At 57.2% G+C, this 19113-nt stretch carries 20 protein-coding genes; 11 read left to right on the forward strand and 9 right to left on the reverse strand.

Translation table 11 applies throughout. The features are described 5' to 3' along the window. Window positions 1–117 precede the first annotated feature (117 nt). The 7 genes from G5367_RS00960 to G5367_RS00990 all read right to left on the reverse strand — a co-directional run bounded on the left by G5367_RS00960 (window position 118) and on the right by G5367_RS00990 (window position 7244). Window positions 118–339, reverse strand: a complete 222-nt coding sequence (locus tag G5367_RS00960; RefSeq protein ID WP_407958945.1) for a DUF2835 family protein — start codon at window positions 337–339, stop codon at window positions 118–120. A 68-nt stretch (window positions 340–407) separates the two neighbouring features. Next, the gene (gene pepN / locus G5367_RS00965; protein WP_421243578.1) at window positions 408–3032 is read right to left on the reverse strand and encodes an aminopeptidase N; all 2625 of its coding nucleotides are present in this window, start codon (window positions 3030–3032) and stop codon (window positions 408–410) included. 143 nt (window positions 3033–3175) lie between these two features. Beyond that, a complete protein-coding gene (gene prc / locus G5367_RS00970; RefSeq protein ID WP_005345439.1) occupies window positions 3176–5191 on the reverse strand; it encodes a carboxy terminal-processing peptidase in 2016 nt (671 codons plus the stop codon). Window positions 5192–5199: 8 nt separating this feature from the next. Then, window positions 5200–5838: an RNA chaperone ProQ gene (gene proQ / locus G5367_RS00975; protein WP_005345438.1), complete on the reverse strand. Its 639-nt coding sequence runs from the start codon at window positions 5836–5838 to the stop codon at window positions 5200–5202. Between the two features lie 102 nt (window positions 5839–5940). After that, window positions 5941–6399 carry a GAF domain-containing protein gene (locus G5367_RS00980; protein WP_421243783.1) on the reverse strand — a complete coding sequence of 153 codons (459 nt, stop codon included), beginning with the start codon at window positions 6397–6399 and terminating at the stop codon, window positions 5941–5943. A 93-nt stretch (window positions 6400–6492) separates the two neighbouring features. Beyond that, the gene (locus tag G5367_RS00985; RefSeq protein ID WP_421243579.1) at window positions 6493–6954 is read right to left on the reverse strand and encodes a hypothetical protein; all 462 of its coding nucleotides are present in this window, start codon (window positions 6952–6954) and stop codon (window positions 6493–6495) included. A gap of 110 nt (window positions 6955–7064) precedes the next feature. After that, window positions 7065–7244 (reverse strand): hypothetical protein, encoded by a 180-nt coding sequence (locus G5367_RS00990; RefSeq protein ID WP_148344940.1) that lies wholly within the window; start codon window positions 7242–7244, stop codon window positions 7065–7067. Here G5367_RS00990 and ccoN point away from each other — a divergent pair. The 11 genes from ccoN to ttcA all read left to right on the forward strand — a co-directional run bounded on the left by ccoN (window position 7236) and on the right by ttcA (window position 17459). After that, complete coding sequence (gene ccoN, locus G5367_RS00995; protein WP_005336616.1) at window positions 7236–8660, forward strand: cytochrome-c oxidase, cbb3-type subunit I; 1425 nt, start codon at window positions 7236–7238, stop codon at window positions 8658–8660. The genes G5367_RS00990 and ccoN overlap by 9 nt on opposite strands. A gap of 16 nt (window positions 8661–8676) precedes the next feature. Then, window positions 8677–9291, forward strand: coding sequence for a cytochrome-c oxidase, cbb3-type subunit II (ccoO, locus tag G5367_RS01000; protein WP_108571825.1), 615 nt, complete (start codon window positions 8677–8679; stop codon window positions 9289–9291). Between the two features lie 10 nt (window positions 9292–9301). Then, window positions 9302–9481: a CcoQ/FixQ family Cbb3-type cytochrome c oxidase assembly chaperone gene (locus G5367_RS01005; protein WP_005336620.1), complete on the forward strand. Its 180-nt coding sequence runs from the start codon at window positions 9302–9304 to the stop codon at window positions 9479–9481. Beyond that, window positions 9481–10461: a cytochrome-c oxidase, cbb3-type subunit III gene (gene ccoP / locus G5367_RS01010; RefSeq protein ID WP_421243580.1), complete on the forward strand. Its 981-nt coding sequence runs from the start codon at window positions 9481–9483 to the stop codon at window positions 10459–10461. Before G5367_RS01005 ends, ccoP begins: the two co-directional genes overlap by 1 nt. Window positions 10462–10602: 141 nt before the next feature. Beyond that, window positions 10603–11103, forward strand: a complete 501-nt coding sequence (locus G5367_RS01015) for a FixH family protein (protein WP_005345427.1) — start codon at window positions 10603–10605, stop codon at window positions 11101–11103. 68 nt (window positions 11104–11171) lie between these two features. Further along, complete coding sequence (locus G5367_RS01020; RefSeq protein WP_421243581.1) at window positions 11172–13556, forward strand: heavy metal translocating P-type ATPase; 2385 nt, start codon at window positions 11172–11174, stop codon at window positions 13554–13556. 138 nt (window positions 13557–13694) lie between these two features. Continuing rightward, entirely contained in the window at window positions 13695–13883 is a 189-nt protein-coding gene (ccoS, locus tag G5367_RS01025) for a cbb3-type cytochrome oxidase assembly protein CcoS (RefSeq protein ID WP_005336630.1), read from the forward strand. Continuing rightward, window positions 13867–14553 (forward strand): sulfite exporter TauE/SafE family protein, encoded by a 687-nt coding sequence (locus tag G5367_RS01030; protein WP_421243582.1) that lies wholly within the window; start codon window positions 13867–13869, stop codon window positions 14551–14553. The genes ccoS and G5367_RS01030 overlap by 17 nt, the downstream gene beginning before the upstream one ends. Window positions 14554–14621: 68 nt before the next feature. Further along, on the forward strand, window positions 14622–15377 hold the full coding sequence (locus G5367_RS01035) for an FNR family transcription factor (RefSeq protein WP_005336632.1): 756 nt from the start codon (window positions 14622–14624) through the stop codon (window positions 15375–15377). A 151-nt stretch (window positions 15378–15528) separates the two neighbouring features. Next, complete coding sequence (gene uspE / locus G5367_RS01040; protein ID WP_245096637.1) at window positions 15529–16476, forward strand: universal stress protein UspE; 948 nt, start codon at window positions 15529–15531, stop codon at window positions 16474–16476. Between the two features lie 74 nt (window positions 16477–16550). Next, entirely contained in the window at window positions 16551–17459 is a 909-nt protein-coding gene (gene ttcA / locus G5367_RS01045) for a tRNA 2-thiocytidine(32) synthetase TtcA (RefSeq protein WP_005336634.1), read from the forward strand. Between the two features lie 102 nt (window positions 17460–17561). Here the strand turns inward: ttcA and G5367_RS01050 are convergent, their stop codons facing one another. Both G5367_RS01050 and G5367_RS01055 read right to left on the reverse strand, forming a co-directional pair. After that, a complete protein-coding gene (locus tag G5367_RS01050; protein WP_421243583.1) occupies window positions 17562–18248 on the reverse strand; it encodes a DUF2987 domain-containing protein in 687 nt (228 codons plus the stop codon). A gap of 16 nt (window positions 18249–18264) precedes the next feature. After that, on the reverse strand, window positions 18265–19002 hold the full coding sequence (locus tag G5367_RS01055; protein WP_421243584.1) for a hypothetical protein: 738 nt from the start codon (window positions 19000–19002) through the stop codon (window positions 18265–18267). Window positions 19003–19113 lie beyond the last annotated feature (111 nt).

Below are 19113 nucleotides of genomic sequence, written 5' to 3' on the forward strand. Positions count from 1 at the left end.
CTGTGAGAAATTTTGCAAATAACCAAAAATACAGAAATTCCCACTACCTTTATGCCAGTTTACCGGATAGATAGTGACGCAAAGCAGATAAACAGTCGGTAATCTGTTCGATTTTTGTTAATTTATGCGTTCGAGACTGATAAAGCGGTAATCGTCCTGGGTTTTCAGCCGAAAGTAGCCATGCACACCATTGATGGCGACAAAGGGCCGTATTTTTTCTATACCAAGTTCCAGGGTCAATCCCTGTTCGCTACGCACCACCAGCCGTCTGACGTGGCCCTGATACATCAGCATCACCTCATCGCTCTTCAATGAGAGCCGAAAAGTAAACTGCTTCACGCTTGCTCCTGATCACACGACAAATCACACAATGGGGCAGGAGCGTAACGCTCCTGCCCCATCGACACTTACTGCTGCAGCGCCTTGCTGACCTTCTCGAACAGATCCCGTGCCAGCCCCTCAAGGTTGGCAAGACGGGCCAGCTCGGCGCGGATCAGCGCCTTGCGCGCCTCATCCAGTCGCTTGAACTGGATAAGCGGCGTGATGAGGCGGGAGGCCACCTGCGGATTGACTTCGTTGAGCTCGATCAGCAGATCAGTCAGGAAGCGGTAACCGCTGCCATCCACCGCATGGAACTGCACCTGATTGCTCATGGCGAAGCTGCCGATCAGCGCCCGCAGCCGGTTCGGGTTGCGAATGCTGAAGGTAGGATGATTCATTGCCTGCTTCACTTCGCCGAGCACATCGGCAGCCGGCTTGCTGCCAATCAGCCGCAGCCAGTTGTCCAGCACCAGTCCATCCTTGGCCCACTTGCCCTCGAAGTCGGCCAGCAGCGCAGCGCGGCATGGCAGCAGATAGCCGTTGGCCACCTGCAACGCCGCCAGGGTGTCGGTCATGTTGTCGGCGGTTGCGTACTGCTCGCGCACCAGCGCATCGGCATGCTCCGCATCCAGCGCAGCCAGATAGCCGAGCACCACCCCTTTGAGGGCCCGCTTGGCCATATCGGCGTGCACCACCTGATAGCCGCTCAGACGCAGGCTCTGATAGGTAGCCGCCAAGCGCGCGCCAAAGGCCTCGGCAAGACGGGTGTGGATCGCGTCGCGCACCTGATGGATGGCATCGATATCGGCCACCTCGAACAGCTCGGCCAGGGTCGCTTCACCTGGCAGCGCCAGGATCTCCGCCTTGAGGGCCAAATCCAGCTCGCTGTCGTCCAAAACGGCGACGAAGGCGGCCAGCAGGGTTTGGGAGAGCTCAACCCCCTGCCCGTGTTGCACCCGCGCCACCCCGTCGATGACCGCTTTGTTGATCAGCATCTGGGCGGCATCCCAGCGGGCAAACTCGTTGCGAGCAAAGCGCATCAGGAAGGCGAGCGCTTCATCGCTGTAGTCATAGTACAGCTTGACCGGCGCGGAGAAGTCCCGCAGCAGGGAGGGAACCGGCTTGACCGGCACCTGATCGAATTCGAAGGTCTGCTCCGCTTCGAGCACATCGAGCACGTTGCCGATGGCCTTGCCCTGATATTGCAGCGCGATGACGGCACCTTGCTCGTCATAGAGCTCGATATCGAAGGGGATATGCAGCGGCAGCTTCTGCGGCTGATCCTGAGTCGGCGGGGTGTGCTGGCTCACATGGAGGCGATAGATACCGCTGGCGGCATCGTACTCGTCGGTGACGGTCAACTCGGGGGTACCGGACTGGCTGTACCAGCGGCGGAAACGGCCGAGATCCACACCGGACGCATCCTCCATCGCCTGCACGAAATCATCGCAGGTGGCGGCCGAGCCGTCGTGACGCTCGAAGTAGAGGCGCATACCGGCCTGGAAGGCCTCTTCACCTAGCAGGGTGTGCATCATGCGGATCACTTCCGCCCCCTTCTCATAGACGGTCAGGGTGTAGAAGTTGTTCATCTCGATCACCACATCCGGGCGGATCGGATGCGCCATGGGGCCGGCATCTTCGGCAAACTGCGGGCCGCGCACGGTACGCACGTTGTTAATGCGGTTGACGCCGCGGGAGCCCAGATCGGAAGAGAACTCCTGATCCCGGAATACCGTCAGCCCCTCTTTCAGGCTGAGCTGGAACCAGTCGCGGCAGGTGACGCGGTTGCCGGTCCAGTTGTGGAAATATTCGTGACCGATCACCCGTTCGATACCGTGGTAGTCGCTGTCGGTGGCGGTGGCCGGGTTGGCCAGTACGAACTTGGAGTTGAAGATGTTGAGCCCCTTGTTCTCCATGGCGCCCATGTTGAAGAAGTCCACCGCGACGATCATGTAGATGTCGAGATCATACTCGAGGCCGAAACGCTGCTCGTCCCAGCGCATTGAGTTGATAAGGCTCTCCATGGCAAAACCGGCGCGATCGAGGTTGCCCTTGTCGACGAAGATCTCGAGGGCCACTTTGCGGCCGCTCTTGGTGGTGTAGTGGCTGCGCTCCACATCGAAATCACCGGCCACCAGCGCAAACAGGTAGCTCGGTTTGGGGAAAGGATCCTGCCACTGCACGAAGTGACGGCTGCCATCCAGATCACCGCTGTCGACCTTGTTGCCATTGGAGAGCAGGAAAGGATATTTGGCTTTATCGGCGGTAATGCGGGTGCTGTAGCGTGCCAGAATGTCGGGGCGGTCCAGATAATAGGTAATGCGACGAAAGCCCTCAGCTTCACACTGGGTACAGTAGGCATCGCCAGACTTGTAAAGCCCTTCGAGTGCGGTGTTGGCGGCCGGATCCAGCAGGGTGACAATGGTCAGCACACATTCGGCAGGCAGGTTGAACAGGGTCAGACTGCTCTCGCCTTGCTCGTAGTGGTCACAGGGAATGCCATCGATGGCAATGCTCTTGAGGGTCAGCTGCTCGCCATCGAGGACCAGCGGCGCATTGTGCTCGCTGTTGCGGCGAATGCGGGTGATGGCAGTGACCTGGGTCAGTGGTTCCTGCAATTGGAAATCGAGGTCGATAGTGTCGATCCAGTAGAGCGGCGCCTGATAATCCTGGCGATATTTGGCCGTCATGGCCTGGGAGTGATCGGTCATTATTGTCTGCTTCCACGCTTGTTAAAGGCGAGAAAGAGGCTGTCACAACCAACTGGCGGGGTCAAACGATTTGCATGACATCAGATGTGCCAGATAAAAAGAAAGGGCGACCGCAGTCGCCCTTGTGCATGATGGGTTGCCTGTCAGCTGCGTTTGCTGTCCATAGCCAGATCCGCCGTGATATTGGCCGCTTCGATGAGATACTCATCGGGCGCTTCAAAATCAGCGGGCAGTTCGTCCAGGCTCTTGACTGCCGGCTTGCCAAGACGTGCCAAGCGCTCATTGGTACGTTTAAGCGCTTTCTCATCCTGTTTCGCCTGCTCTGCAACACGCTCCGCCTCGTTGAGGGAGACCGACTTCTTGTCTTTCTCCTCCTTGTAGTCAGCGATGTCCTGCATCACATAGGCAAACTCGGGATCCTTGGCGATCCGAGCATCGTGCGCCGCCTGCAACTTGGGCAGCAGACTGGTGAAATTGCCGAGTTTCTCGTAGTTGGCTGAGGCTATCTTGTCCCAAGGCAACGCATTAAACTCGCGGCTTTCGCCCGTCTCTTCCGGCGCAACCGGTGTCGGGAAGCTGATATCCGGCGCAACGCCCTTGTTCTGGGTACTGCCACCATTGATCCGGTAGAACTTGGCGATGGTGTACTGCACGTGACCCAGCGGCTGCTCGTAGAAGTCATAGACCTTGGCGAGGCTGCGATGTTGTTGCACCGTCCCCTTGCCGAACGAGTTTTCCCCCAGGATCAGGGCGCGACCATAATCCTGCATGGCGGCGGCGAAGATCTCGGAGGCAGATGCACTGTATCTGTCGATCAGCACCGACATGGGACCGCCGTAATAGACGTTGCCATCATCGTCACCGTTGACCGTGATACGACCCATATGATCCCGGATCTGAACCACAGGACCGCTGCCAAAGAAGAGACCGCTCAGGGCAGAGGCTTCGGTCAGGGCTCCGCCGCCGTTTCCGCGCAGATCGATGATCAAACCATCGATCTTCTGCTTGTTGAGGCTGGAGAGCTCCTTGATCACATCATCGTGCAGATTGACGTAGAAACTTGGAATCTCGATGACACCGATCTTCTTGCCTTCGGCGGTGATCACCTTGGACTTGGCTGCCCGGTCTTCAAGGCGCACCTTGTCACGGGTCAGCTCGATCTGTTCGGTCTTGGCGGTAGCGCCCTTGCCGCGCTGAATTTCAAGCTTGACCTTGCTCCCCTTGGGTCCCTTGATGAGCTCGACAACGTCATCGAGACGCCAGCCGATCACATCAACAATCTTGCCATCTTCCTGTCCCACCCCGGTGATCTTGTCATCAGGCTTGAGGTGGTTGGATTTGGCAGCAGGACCACCGGGTACCAGGGAGCGGATGACTGTAAAGTCATCTTCCGCCTGCAACACGGCACCGATCCCTTCCAGCGAGAGGTTCATCTCGGTGTTGAAACGATCGGCACTGCGCGGTGAGAGGTAACTGGTGTGGGGTTCGATGGCGCGAGCGAAGGAGTTCATGAAGAGCTGGAAGACATCTTCGCTCTCGGTCTGGGACATTCGCTTGATGGCGTTGTTGTAACGCTTGCCAAGCAGCTCCTTGATCTCGGGCCACTCCTTGCCGCTGAGTTTGAGGCTCAGGGCATCGAACTTGACTCGCTGACGCCACAGCTCGTTGAGCTCTGCTTCATCTTTGGGCCAAGCCGCACCTTCTCTATCGAACACATAGTTGTCGGGCTGGGTGAAATCAAAGGGAGTGTCAAGCAGTTTGAGGGCGTATTCGAACCGCTCATAACGCCGTTGCTGACTCAGGTTGAACATCTCGTAGGCGGGTGCCAGACGGCCTCTTTCGAGGTCGGTGTCAAAACCGTTACGGTATTTTTCAAAACGGCTGATATCAGAGGCCAAAAACAGGTTGCGACTGTAGTCCAGATTCTCCAGATATTTATCGAAAATCACGGAGGAAAAGGCATCATCCAGCTTGAACTGTTTGTAGTGCGAGCGGGTAAACAGATTGGTAATTCGCTTGCTGGCCGTAGCATGTTGGCTCTCTTGAGCCAACACAGGCAAATCACTCTCCTTGAGCACCGGCTCGATGGCCTGTGCAAGCCCGGCAAGCGCCAGGCTACAGGCAACGAGGGAAAAACGAATTACGCCATGCTTCAACATTTGTCTCCTTAGAGAACCAAGTGCTCTGATTTGACCCGCACCATCATGCCGGTCTGCAGTTGGACCTGTACATCGTCCTTGGTCACTTCCTTGATGGTTGCCGGAACCGGGAATTTACCCATAACGACGCGCACATCCTGGCCCACTTTCAGCGTAGCGGCATCCACTTTAACAAGCGGAGCTTCAGCAGCGGGCACTTTGGCGGCAGCCTTCGGCTTGGCAGCGACATCAGCCTTCTCGGTTTTGCGCACAGCAGGGCGACGAGGCTTCTTGGCCTTCTCATCCTTCTCTTTGGTATTGGTACGACGGCTGGCGAATACACGCTCTTTGCTCTCTTTCAGAGCTTGCTTGGCGTGCTCGATGTGCTCTTCGGTCAGCAGTTCACCCGGATTACCATCCAGATCAACGCGAGCCTGGCCAGCTTTGAGTCCGTGCAGGTAGCGCCAGCTGGAGGTGTATTGACGCAGTGCGGAGCGCAGCATGGTCTTGGAGACTCTGGCATCGTCAGCAAGACGCTCGGCCAAATCCTGGAAGATGCCAATCTTGAGCGGCTTGGCCTCTCCTTCAGCAACGAAGCAGGCCGGGAATTTCTCGACCAGGTAGGCAACGATCTCTTTACTGTTCTTCAGCTTCTCAGTGTTTTCCATGTATAACCTTGGCTTTCATATAAACGCACGGGCACGTCCCGAGCACAACAAAGGCCCCATTATAGAGAGCTTGGGGCCTTTTGCGAACCATCTAGCAATGACTTAGAGCATGCTTTCCAAAATTTGCACTGTTTCTTCAAGACCAATTCGATCTTGCTGGTCGAAACGGTTAAAAACTGGACTATCGATATCGAGTACCCCGATGATCTCGTCACCGCAGCGCACCGGGATCACGATTTCCGAGTTGCTCGCGCCATCGCAAGCGATGTGACCGTCGAACTGGTGGACATCATCAATGAGCTGGGTTTTCCCCTCAGCCACTGCTGTGCCACACACCCCGCGGCCGACCGGGATCCGCACACAGGCCGGTTTGCCCTGAAACGGCCCCAATACCAGAGTCTCGCCCTGCAACAGATAAAAACCGACCCAGTTGATCTCCGTCAGCTCCTGATTCAGCAGCGCAGACAAGTTGGCCATATTGGCAATCAGATCGGTTTCGCCCTCCAGTAGTGCCTTGGCCTGCTGGTTGAGGGTGCGATAAAATGGTTGTTTTTCAATCATGATTAAATGCACTTCACTCCCTGATGGTTTGGGGAAGGTAACGCCTGCCAGGGAAATTTCAAATATTTTTTCCACTCTGCCACCATTGAACGATTATTCACGGGCAACAGAGAGGGCCAATTGCTGGCGTTGGCCATTGCTCCATTCAATATTGAGCAACCAGACCATGACCAGAGAGGTACAGCTTCCTACCAGTGTTGTACCCTGCCATCCTCCCGCGACTTGTTCAAAGTTCACCGGAATGGTCCCCATAAACATATCTCGCCCTTCCAGCCAGGCTTTTAACGGCTTGATTTCCGGGTCGCCCCCTTGGATATCTATTGCAAAGTCATGTTCGGCACGTAGCGGTAACACCTTGATGGCCACCGTTAGTGGTTTGTTACCAATCAATGCGCTGCAAGGTGTGTGGGAAAGATCACAAATCTGATCTTTTGTCTGGCCAGCAGTCATGCTGTTATCGGCCGAAAACCAGGTGCGATAGGCCACCAGCGCCAATAGCAGCGCCAATACAAGTGCAAGGTGCAGTACTTTACGTGCGGTAAGTCTCTCTTTCATCAAAAAACGTCCGTTTAAGATGCAATTAAAATGTTTTTTGTGATCACGAACAAGGTAAAAAACGGCCAGAACGATACCGGACGGAACCAAATATATCACTGTTTATACTGTTATTTTACCTGTCGCTTCAGTATCATTCCCATGCAGTTTTCATTTAGCCATCTTTTGCTTTTCCTTTCGTTAACAGGCGTTAACAACTGGTTGGCGGTGGCTTGATGGAGCCAGTCCGGTTTTCCGGATAAAACATCAAACAACAGCAGCATCGGAAGCGGAATATAACGATGAGCCATACAACTAACCATCCTGAGTACAACTACACCGTTGTTCGCCAGTTTACCGTCATGACGATTGTCTGGGGAATTGTCGGCATGTCGGTTGGCGTACTGATCGCAGCCCAGTTGATCTGGCCTGCCCTCAACTTCGAAACCCCCTGGCTGACTTACAGTCGTCTGCGGCCCCTCCACACCAACGCAGTGATCTTCGCCTTTGGCGTCAGTGCCCTGATGGCCACCTCGTTCTACGTGGTACAGCGCACCTGTCAAACCAGACTGTTTGGTGGCCCGTTGGCAACCTTCGTCTTCTGGGGCTGGCAAGCCATCATTCTCTCTGCCGCCATCTCTCTGCCGCTGGGTTACACCTCCGCCAAAGAGTATGCCGAGCTGGAGTGGCCGATTGATATCGCCATCACTGTGGTATGGGTCGCCTATGCCATCGTCTTCTTCGGCACACTGATGAAGCGCACCACCTCCCACATCTATGTGGCGAACTGGTTCTTCGGCGCCTTCATCATCACCGTTGCGGTGCTGCACATCGTCAACAACATGGAAGTGCCGCTCTCCGGCATGAAGTCCTACTCCATGTACTCCGGCGCCATGGATGCAATGGTGCAGTGGTGGTATGGCCACAACGCGGTAGGCTTCCTGCTGACCGCCGGCTTCCTCGGGATGATGTACTACTTCGTGCCCAAGCAGGCGGGTCGTCCGGTTTACTCCTATCGCCTCTCCATCGTGCACTTCTGGGCGCTGATCTCCCTCTATATCTGGGCCGGTCCGCACCACCTGCACTACACCGCACTGCCTGACTGGGCTCAGTCGCTGGGCATGGTGATGTCCCTGATCCTGTTCGTACCCTCCTGGGGCGGCATGATTAACGGCATCATGACCCTCTCCGGTGCCTGGCACAAACTGCGTTATGACCCTATCCTGCGCTTCCTGATCGTCTCCCTGTCGTTCTACGGCATGTCGACCTTCGAAGGCCCGATGATGGCGATCAAAACCGTTAACGCCCTCTCCCACTACACCGACTGGACCGTCGGTCACGTTCACTCCGGTGCGTTGGGCTGGGTTGCCATGGTCTCCATCGGTGCTGTCTATCACCTGATCCCGAACCTGTTCGGCCAGGGCCGGATGTACAGCGTCAAGCTGATCAACGTTCACTTCTGGCTGGCGACCGTTGGCACCGTGCTCTACATCGTTGCCATGTGGATTTCCGGCGTGATGCAGGGCCTGATGTGGCGTGCAGTCAACGAAGACGGCACCCTGACCTACAGCTTCGTTGAAGCGCTGCAGGCATCCTATCCCTTCTATTTCGTGCGCTTCCTGGGAGGTTGCTTCTTCGTCACCGGCATGTTGCTGATGGCTTACAACGCCTATCGCACCATCACTGCGCCCAAAGGTTCTCTGGAACCTGTCGCCCAGCCAGCATGATTGAAGAGGTCAACCCATGAGCAACAATAACCGTCACGAAATATTTGAAAAAAGCGTTCCCATGCTGGTGGTCGGCATCATCTTCGCCATCAGTCTGGGGGGCCTGGTTGAAATCACTCCGCTGTTCTTCCAGAAGCAGACCACAGAGCCGGTGGAGGGCCTCAAGCCTTATACCGCACTGCAGATGGAAGGGCGCGATATCTTCATTCGCGAAGGCTGCACCAACTGCCACAGCCAGATGATCCGTCCGTTCCGTGCCGAAACCGAGCGTTACGGTCACTACTCGGTTGCTGGCGAGAGCGTCTGGGAGCACCCCTTCCTGTGGGGCTCCAAGCGTACCGGTCCGGATCTGGCTCGCGTAGGTGGCCGCTACTCCGATGCATGGCACCATGCTCACCTGATCAACCCGCGTGATGTGGTCCCCGAGTCCAACATGCCTGCCTATCCCTGGCTCGACACCAACGTACTGACCGGCGAGATGACTGGCAAAAAACTGGCACTGTTCCGCGATCACTTCGGGGTGCCATATACCGATGCGGATATTCAGGGTGCAGGGGAAGCAGTTAAAGGCAAGACCGAGCTGGAAGCCCTCATCGCCTATCTGCAATCACTGGGTCATGCCCTGAAATAAGGAGGCGAAGATGGACTACGGCACATTTCGCGGCCTGTACACCCTGCTGTTGATGGCAATCATGATTGGCATCATCGTCTGGGCCTACAGCAAACGCCGCAAGACCTCTTTCGACGAGGCTGCCAATCTGGTTTTTGCCGATGATGAGCAACCCGGTGCTGATAAAAAGAACGCAGGAGCGAAACAATAATGAGCACTCTGTTTAGCATATTTGTAACTGTCATCAGTCTGGGTACCATCCTCGGCTGCTTCTTGCTGTTGATGTGGTGCCGCAAGGACAAGATGGGTGTTGAAGAAGGCAAATCGATGGGCCACTCCTTCGATGGCATCGAGGAGATCAACAACCCGCTGCCGAAGTGGTGGACTTACATGTTCCTCTTCTTCATCGTCACCGGTCTGGTCTATCTGATCGCCTTCCCGGGCCTTGGTAACTTCAAAGGCCTGTTGGGCTGGCAAAGTTCCAACCAGGACGTGCGCTCGCTGGCCGAGTCCAAGGCTGCAGCCGAATCGGCAAAAGCCGAAGGTCGCGCGGTGGAGTATGACCGCGAGGTCGCCAAGGCTGACGAGATCTATGGCGCCAAGTTCCGTGAACTGACCTATGAGGCTGATGGCAAGACCTACCGCGCCATTACCGAAATCGCCAAGGATCCGGAAGCCCTGAAAGTGGGTCAGCGTCTGTTCCTGCAGAACTGCTCCCAGTGCCACGGCTCCGATGCCCGTGGTGGCCGCGGCTTCCCGAACCTGACCGACAGCGAATGGCAATGGGGCGGCCAGCCTGATCAAATCAAGACCACCATCATGGGCGGTCGTCAGGGGATCATGGCTGCCTGGGGTGAAATCCTCGGCAAAGATGGCGTTCAGGAAGTGGCCTCCTATGTGCTGAGCCTCTCCGGTCGCAAGGTTGACCTGGTGGAAGCGAAGAAAGGTGAAGCCCGCTTCGCCATCTGCGCAGCTTGCCACGGTGCCGATGCCAAGGGCGGTATTGCCGTCGGGGCGCCAGATCTGACCAACAACACCTGGCTCTACGGTGGCTCCCGCGAAGTGGTGGTACAAACCATCACCCACGGTCGTCACGGCGTGATGCCAGCCTGGAAAGATATTCTGGGTGAGGACAAGGTTCACCTGCTGGCCTCCTACGTTTACAGCCTGTCCCATCAGCCTGCTAAATAAAGGTCGCTCACATAAGTCGTAACATGTGATAAACACGTGATTACACAGCAAAAAGCCTCGACTCCTCGAGGCTTTTTGTTATCTTGTGTTACGTAAAAACCATCTTCCACGTTAATCATTCGTTTCATGGCAGTAGCAATCATGACCCAACCTCTATCCAAACCGTGGTATCGCCAATTCTGGCCCTGGTTTATCATCGCCCTCCCCACTGCCGCCGTTGTTGGCAGCATCGCCACCGCCATCATCGCCAGCAAGGATGGGGTCAATCTGGTAGCCGAGGACTATTACAAACAAGGGAAAGAGATCAATCAGGACTTGAGCAAGTTTGACCGCTCCGAAGCGCTCAATATCCGCTTTGGGCTGGAGGTTGACGGCAACGAGCTGACCCTCAAACCCATCAGCGGTGACATTCCTGCCGGGCAAGCTCTCTATCTCTCATTGTTCCACCCGACCTTGGCCGGTCAGGACAGTGAACACATGATCACCGCCGATGCGAGCGGTACCTATCGCCTCCATTTCGACAAGCCGCTGGTCGGCAAGTGGCACATTCGGGTCGATGCCTTTGATCACCAATGGCGATTGCAAGAGACCGTCCAGCTGCCCACCCTGGCCCCTGTCGAACTCGACCCGAAAGGACGCTAAGCCATGACCGGCTGTTCTCACTGTGGCGAGCCTGCTGCTTGCATTCTGCATTCAGGGAGGCATAACGCATGACCCCCTGCTTTCACTGTGGCGAGCCGGTACCCGCCAATAGTGGCTATTCCCTCGAGATAAAGGGGATTGTTCGCCCCATGTGCTGCCCCGGCTGTCAGGCTGTGGCAGAAACCATCATGGAGTGCGGCCTCGCCAGTTACTACGATCACCGCACCGCTCCCGGCACCAAGGGCGATCTGGTGCCCGAGGAGCTGGCCGCCCTCACCCACTACGATCTGGCAGAAGTACAACAGGATTTTGTCACCGACAACGGTACCCTTCGCGAAATCCAGCTGACAGTTGAAGGGCTCACCTGCGCCGCCTGTGCCTGGCTTATCGAACGTCACCTAATGACCCTTGGCGGCCTGCGCTACATCAACGTCAACACCACCACCCACCGGGCCCGCATCAAGTGGGATCCGGGCCAGCTCTCCCTGAGTGACATCCTCAAGGGATTTGCCCAGATCGGCTATCGCGCCTATCCGTTCCAGACCCACAGCCAAGAGGCGCTCTACGCCAAAGAGGTGCGCAGCTATATGTTCCGGCTGGCACTGGCAGGGCTTGGCTCGATGCAGGTGATGATGTGCGCCGTGGCTCTCTATATGGACCTCTTCATCAGCGTTGAAGATGAGTTCATGGTCTACTTCAAGTGGATAAGCCTGCTGCTCTCCACCCCCATCATGATCTACTCGGCCCAGCCCTTTTACGTGGGTGCCTGGCGCAGCCTTAAACAGGGTCACCTGTCGATGGATGTGTCGGTGTCGCTGGCGCTGATCGGGGCTTTTATCGCCTCCATGTGGGCCACCGTGTTCAATACCGGTGAGGTTTATTACGACTCCATCACCATGTTCGTCTTCTTCCTGCTGCTGGGGCGCTTTCTCGAGTTGCGGGCCCGACGCAAGGCGTCGGAATCAAGCTCCAACCTGGCGCGACTGGTGCCCATCATGGCGACCCGCATCGATGATGAAGGGGAGCATGAGGTAGCGGCCAAGACCTTGCAGGTCGGCGATCGGGTACGGGTGCTTGCTGGCGCCACCTTGCCGGCGGATGGCATCATTGTCGAAGGGCAAGCCAGCATCAACGAATCCATGCTGACCGGTGAACAGCTGCCCCTGCTCAAACAGCGCGGTGATCAGGTCTATGCCGGCACCATCAACACGGATGCGCCGCTGCAGATCCGGGTCAGCCACCGTATCGAAGAGTCGCGGATCGCCCAGATCATGCGGCTGCAGGATCACGCCCTCGATGATAAACCGGCCATCGCCCAGATGGCAGATCAGCTGTCACGCCACTTTATTCTGGTGCTGCTGATCATTGCCGCTGCGGTCTGGACCTTCTGGCATTTCCATCAACCGGATCAGGCGTTCTGGATCACCCTCGCCGTGCTGGTGGCCACCTGCCCCTGTGCCCTGTCGCTGGCCACCCCGACGGCGCTGACTTCGGCCACCGCCAATCTGACCCGCAACGGCATTCTGCTGCGCCGTGGTCATGTGCTGGACGTGCTGACCAAAGCCAACCGGATCGTGATGGACAAGACCGGTACCCTGACTACTGGCGAGATCAGTCTGACGCAGACTCAAGCGTTGGCCGACCTTGACGTGGCCCACTGCCTCGCCATCGCCCGGGCCATGGAGGCGCAATCCGAACACCCCATTGCCCGCGCCTTCCGGCTGCCTACCGATAACATTACCGTTCTGCCATCCGCCCGCGAGATCACCCCGGTCATCGGTCACGGCATCACGGCGCTGGTGAATGGCGTACGCTACCGCATCGGCAGTGCCCGCTGGCTTGGGCTGGATCCGGCGCAAGAACGCGGCCGCGGTCTGGCTATCTATCTAGCCGACGAGCAGAAGGTCTTGGCCCGCTTCAATCTGGAAGATACCCTGCGCCCCGATGCCAGGGCGCTGATCGCGGCATTCAAGGCGGCCGGTCTGCAAACTACCGTGCTGACTGGCGACAGCTCTTTGCAGGCAGACGAGATTGCCCGCGAGCTAGGAGTGGATGAGCTGGTCAAGGGGGTCTCGCCCGATGGCAAGCTGGCCTACCTCAAGGCCCGGGAAGCCCAAGGGGATATCAGCATCATGGTGGGCGATGGCATCAACGACGCCCCGGTACTGGCTGGCGCTCACGCCTCGTTTGCCATGGCTGGTGGCACCGATCTGGCGAAAAACAGCGCCGATGCCATCCTGCTGGCCGATGACCTGAGCCGACTGCTCGAGGCCAGAGTGCTGGCAATGCGTACCCGCAAGATCATCATCGAGAACTTCGCCTGGTCCATCGGTTACAACCTGCTGGTGCTGCCGCTGGCGGCCTGCGGCTGGCTGCCCCCCTATCTGGCGGCGGCGGGCATGTCGCTCAGTTCACTCATCGTGGTAACCAACTCGATGCGCCTCAACCGATGAGACCGGTGGCGGAAAATAGCTGAAAATGTGGCCTGCCTCCAATGCAGGCCACATTTCTCAATGATAGCGGCTGGCCCCCTGCCCAAACAGGGTTACCATAGGGGACACTTGCCAAGGATGAACGCCAAGGTACCTCTCATGAATATAATTTTTGTCCTGATCCCCATCGCCATCCTGTTTGTGATCATCGCCGGGGTCGTCTTCTTCTGGGCCATTCGCTCCGAACAGTTTGAAGATCTCGACCGGCAGGGTTCCAACATCCTGTTTGACGAAGAGCAACCTGCCCACAAACCCGTAAAGCCTGCTGACCATGACCCACAACCTTGATCTGGCCGGCGCCCTGCTGGTCGGACTGGCAGGCTCTGCCCACTGTATCGGCATGTGCGGTGGCGTCTCCGCCGCGCTCTCCATGGCGATCCCCGCCAACAAGCAGCACTTCTGGGGGCGGCTTGCCTATCTGCTCAACTACAACCTCGGCCGGATCCTGAGCTATGTGATTGCAGGTGCACTGGTGGGCGGCCTGCTCGCCACCACCAGCGAGCTGGGCGCAGGCAAACACGCTATTGCCGGCTTACGCCTGGTGGCGGCGTTATTGATGATTGCGCTTGGTCTCTATCTGGCGGGCTGGTGGCAAGGGATCTTGCTGCTGGAGCGGCTCGGCGCAAGACTTTGGCCCCGTATCAAACCGCTGGCGGGCAAGTTTCTCCCCTTCACCTCACCTGTGCAGGCACTGCCCTTTGGCATGATGTGGGGTTGGCTGCCCTGCGGGCTGGTCTACTCCATGCTGACCTGGAGCGCAGCGGCCGGTTCGGCCAGTGGCGGGGCGCTGATCATGCTCTTTTTTGGTCTCGGCACCCTGCCCACCCTGTTCGCGTTGGGCGGGCTTGCCGATCGCCTGAGATACTGGCTCACCCTGCGCAGTTTGCGCCTTGGCGGTGCCCTGCTGCTCATTTTGTTCGGGGTGCATACCTTCTGGATTGGCATTGCTTCCTTTTGAAACCCTATCCAAAACGGATGAGTTGATGGTAAACTTGTTTGATATAAATCAATTATTCGTATGAGCCTATGATCCCGGAAAAGAAACCTGGCAGACGTATCCAGAGCGGTGGCTGTGCAATTCATTGCCAGGATTGCAGCATCAGTCAGCTCTGTATTCCCTTCACTCTGAACGACAACGAGCTTGATCAGCTGGACAGCATCATCGAGCGCAAGAAGCCGATCCAGAAGGGTGAAGAGCTGTTCAAGGCTGGCGATGAGTTTAAATCGCTCTATGCCATCCGTTCCGGGACCATCAAGTCTTACACCATCACCGAGCAAGGGGATGAGCAGATCACCGCGTTCCACCTCGCGGGTGATCTTGTTGGTTTCGATGCCATCCACAAACAGGCCCACCCCTCCTTCGCCCAAGCGCTGGAAACCGCCATGGTGTGCGAGATCCCCTTTGAAGTGCTCGACGATCTCTCCGGCAAGATGCCCAAACTGCGTCAGCAGATCATGCGTCTGATGAGCAACGAAATCATGGGCGATCAGGAGATGATCCTGCTGCTCTCTAAAAAGAATGCCGAAGAGCGCCTCGCCGCCTTCCTGCACAATCTGTCGGTACGCTTCTCCGAGCGCGGCTTCTCCGCCAAGGAGTTCCGTCTCTCCATGACCCGTGGTGACATTGGTAACTATCTGGGACTGACCGTCGAGACCATCAGTCGTCTGCTCGGCCGTTTCCAGAAGTCCGGTCTCATCAGCGTCAAAGGCAAATACATTACCGTGCTGGATCAGGTCGCGCTGGGCATGATGGCCGGTGCCACTCGCCCGCCCTGCGGCTGATTTTTCCGCTTACCCTCTCGCTTTTCTCCTGCTTTCCCTGCCGGATCCTTTCCTCTGGAATGTGATCCGGTACGTTCCCCATACCCTCCTCCTGCGCTAAGCTGTAATGGCTAAGATTCTGCTGTCATTGGACTTTTCCAAGGAGGAGAAGATGGTCAAATATCAGAATATTCTGGTGGTTATCAATCCAGAAGAGGAGCGTCAAATCGCCCTCGAACGGGCAGTCAAAGTCGCCGAGCTGGACGAAAACGCCCATCTGACCCTGCTGCTCACCATCTATGACTTCTCGTATGAAATGACCGCCATGCTCTCGGTGGACGAGCGGCAAGAGATGCGTGATGGCGTCATTTCACAGCGACGTGAGTGGCTGGACGAAATCCTGACCCCCTATCGGGCACAGGGGATCGAATGCGAAGTGAAAGTGGTCTGGCACAATCGTCCTTTCGAGTGCGTCATTCAGGAAGTGCTGGAGCAGCGACACGATCTGGTGGTCAAAGCCACTCACCATCACAGCTTCCTGCAAACCTTCATCTTTACCCCCACCGACTGGCACCTGCTGCGCAAATGCCCCTGTCCGGTGCTGCTGGTCAAGGAGGGTCACTGGAAACGGGGCGGCAACATCATCGCCGCCATCAACTGCTCAAGCGACGATCCGGATCAGAAAGTGCTCAACGAACGGATCACCCAGGAGGGAAGCGACATCGCCGAGCTGCTGGGCTCCAATCTCTATCTGGTCAACACCTACCCGGGCACCCCGGTCAACGTGGCCATCGAGCTGCCAGAGTTTGATCCCAACGCCTACAACGAAGCGATCCGCAAGCACCACGAAAGCCTGCTGCTAAGCCATGCCGACAAGTTCGGGATCGGTCATCTCTGGACTCGGGTAGCAGAGGGGCTACCGGAAGAGGTGTTGCCGGATATGGCCGAAGAGCTCAAGGCGACCCTGATGATCATGGGCTGCGTCGGCCGTACCGGGCTTTCTGCTGCTCTGCTCGGCAATACTGCCGAACATGTGATTGACCGCCTCTCCTGCGACATCCTGATCCTCAAACCGGCGGACTACAGCTGCCCGGTCGACAGTCGTCGCAATCAATCATAAGGTGCCTGGCACCTTGCCCTCCCCCGGGACATGGCTATAATAACGCGCTTATTTGTGTCCCGGGTTTTACGAGCATGCTAGAAGAGCTGAACGCCAAAGAAAAATACAGTTTTAACAAACTGCAGAAGCGCCTGCGGCGCAACGTGGGTCAGGCCATTGCCGACTTCAACATGATTGAAGAGGGCGACAAGGTCATGGTCTGCCTCTCCGGCGGCAAGGACAGCTTCGGTATGCTCGACATACTGATGAGCCTCAAAGCCAGCGCCCCCATCCATTTCGATCTGGTTGCCGTCAACCTGGATCAGAAGCAGCCCGGCTTCCCCGAGCATGTGCTGCCCGAGTATCTGGATTCTCTCGGTATCGAGTACAAGATCGTCGAGGAAGATACCTACTCCATCGTCAAGGAGAAGGTACCGGAAGGCAAAACCACCTGCTCTCTCTGCTCACGGCTGCGCCGCGGTATTCTCTACCGCACCGCCCAGGAGCTGGGTTGCACCAAGATTGCCCTTGGCCACCACCGCGACGACATCCTCGAGACCCTGTTCCTCAACATGTTCTACGGTGGCAAGCTCAAGTCCATGCCGCCCAAGCTGGTGAGCGACGATGGCAAGAACGTGGTGATCCGCCCGCTGGCCTACTGCAAAGAGAAGGATCTGATCCGCTACGCCGACGTCAAAGCCTTCCCTATCATTCCGTGCAACCTGTGCGGCTCGCAGGAGAACCTGCAGCGTCAGGCCATCAAACAGATGATGCAGGATTGGGATCGCCGCTTCCCGGGTCGTATCGAGACCATGTTCACCGCCATTCAGGACGTGATCCCGAGCCACCTGCTCGACCACAAGCTGTTTGACTTCAAGAGCATCAACCGCGACTCCGGCATCATCGATGGTGGCGACAAGGCGTTTGATCCGCCCGAGATGCCAAAGGCGCCGCTGCTGGACATCGACGAGATGGACATGCTGGATGTGATTGAAGTGCGCTAAGCCGCGCTCACAGGGCAAACGCCACGCAATAAAAAAGGAGCGATGATCGCTCCTTTTTGCTTTCTGGATTGGCCTTTCACTGCGGTGACAGCGCGACCGATCTCACCCTTTATGCAGCCAGGGGGTCAGCCGCAACACGTCACCCTGCAGGCGCAGTTGCCCGGTCGCGAACGCGGCCAGTTGCTCATTGCTCAGCAGCAGGTGGCCTTCCTGCCAGAGCAGCGCCTCCTGACGGGCACCATCAATCAGATAAGCAGTGCCGCTCTGCTGCACCAGGGTAATGCGTACCCCTTCCATCTTCGGCAGGAAGTGCTTGCCGACCATGCCCGCCATCTTGTCGAGCAGCGACTGCATCTGCAGCTGACGGGCCGCCAGCTCGGCAACCGGCAGCTCGGGCCCGTTCGGCGCATCGGCCATCACCTGTACCGTCATATCGCAAGTGGCGTGCTCTTCTTTCAGGCCAACGGTCACGATCCCCTTGTCGAGGTTGAGATCCTCATCAAAAGGCAGGCGCAGTTCGCTATCGACCGTTACCTCGCCCGCCACTTCCTTGCTGTCGGTTGCAACCCGGGCAAAGGTGAGGCCACAGCGCTGACCATTTTGCGGATCGGTCAGATAAAACCCCAGTCTGGCGTGACCAAACTCCCCTTTAGCAAAGGTCTTCATCTGGCTGTAGAAGGTGCTGTATTGCAGATCCAGCACCGGCTCAGCCAGCGCCAGCCCTGGCAGCAAGAGCGTGCCCAGCAGACTCTGGCGCACAGCCTTGGTCACTCCATATCGACGGGTCATTCAACGTCCTTTTGCATCATGCATTGAAATGGTTGGGGCCTTCTGTCACCTCGTTAACCTCTACCCCCACCCCGCAGAGATCCCGATAGAGGATCCCCTTGCAGTTGAAATAGAGCGGTGCCACCCAGATAAGCCCCAACCCCATGGGGATCAGAGCCAGGAAGAAGAGCGCGGTCATCACGCCGTGGAACAGCACAATGCTGGGCCAGCCGCGTGCAAAGAGCTTGAGAGAGACCAGAATGGCCTGGGGCGGCGTCAGGCCACGCTCCAGCACCAGTGGGACGGTAAAGAGCAGCCCCATGCCGATCAGGGCCGAGGGAATGAAAGAGAGCACGGCGGGCAAACCCAGCAGATCGAATAGCGGGCCAAACAGGCTGGTGAGCAGACTGCCAAGCAGGCTCAACATGCCGAGGCGTACAAAGTGGCGGAAGAAGTCGAACACCTGGTTGGCACGGGCACACACCCCGACCGACTGTTGCAACCCCAGCATATCGAGGGAGCTGGTCATGGGGGCCATCACCACCGTCATCAGCAGGCTCAGCACCATGGCCACATTCATCTGGTTGTCATCCCCCAGATAGGGCAACAGCAGCACATTGCTAAGCAGGATCCAGATCGCCGTCACCCCGACAATCGCCAGCAGCAGGCCAAATCCGGTACGGCGGGTCTGTTGCCATCCCTCCTGGATGACCCCTTTCAGATCAAGGCGGTAGCCCTGGTTCAGAGACTGCTCAAGGGAGCCGCCAATACGCATTTTATTACTCAATTGACTATCCAATATCGAAAACGACCAAATCAGGTGGCACATTATAGCGATTTGGTCTGCTATTCGTAGCCGTTTTTCCTGCGCACTTGCGGCTAATTC

The organism is Aeromonas sp. 604282 (assembly GCF_049170575.1).
GTDB lineage: Bacteria > Pseudomonadota > Gammaproteobacteria > Enterobacterales > Aeromonadaceae > Aeromonas > Aeromonas veronii_A.